Origin of the sequence: Paracoccus sp. P2, assembly GCF_046335115.1 — a bacterium.
In the GTDB taxonomy this organism is placed as follows: Bacteria; Pseudomonadota; Alphaproteobacteria; order Rhodobacterales; family Rhodobacteraceae; genus Paracoccus; species Paracoccus pantotrophus.
Genome location: NZ_JBGOSN010000177.1, coordinates 1 through 701 on the forward strand (window position 1 = coordinate 1; position 701 = coordinate 701).

Annotated in this window: 1 protein-coding gene; it reads right to left on the reverse strand. The window is 57.9% G+C overall.

Features of this window, described 5'->3' with window-relative positions:
• Nucleotides 1–471 precede the first annotated feature (471 nt).
• A partial coding sequence (locus ACDP63_RS25085; protein ID WP_409928882.1) for a transposase occupies nt 472–701 on the reverse strand: 230 nt, incomplete at its 5' end.

Here is a 701-nt window from a genome sequence, read left to right on the forward strand (position 1 = left end):
ATAAATATTGAGGCATCCACAGGGCGAAAAAAAGAGGCGGCTTCGGCCGTCTTTTTTGTTGTTTGGGGGATTCTGGGGGAGTTTCCAAGGCGGTTTCCCCCTGACTCCCCCGGCTTAGGGGACTCTTAGGGGAGAATTTTAGCCCGTAACCCGTTGATATTGCTTAATTTGGGGGAAAAGGGGGAAACTTTAAGCCCTTAGCAAGCCATATAAGGGAAAAAGCAATATAACAAAACAAATATAATATAACCCGACATTCCCCAAGTGGCCTGCCGCTTGACTTCAAGATCGCCTGATTTTGCTCGCTGGGCAAGCGTTTTTCGCCCCGAGCGGTGTCTGTCGTCGCGCAAACGGCCGAAGTCGGGTGGATCAAGCCTCGAACCCGCAGCATTCTGGCCCGGCAGAGCCGCTTTTCCGCGCGGCAGACGGACCTGTCCTGCCGCTTTCGTTCAGCTTGGGCATGGATCGTGGTCATGCGCATGACGGAGGCGTTCGAAGACGGCGGATGGCGGCAAGGACGGCCCGCACCATCGGGCCGGTGACGGCGACCTCGGCCAACTGGAAGGTAATGGCGCGGGCGTGGCGGACGACGCGGGCGCCGATCTTGATCAGCTTGAGTTGCAGGCTGGTCAACGACCAGTCCGCCATGGCCTCGGGCAGTTCGATGCAGCGCAGGAAGGTTGCCAGGTTGTAGGCCAGCG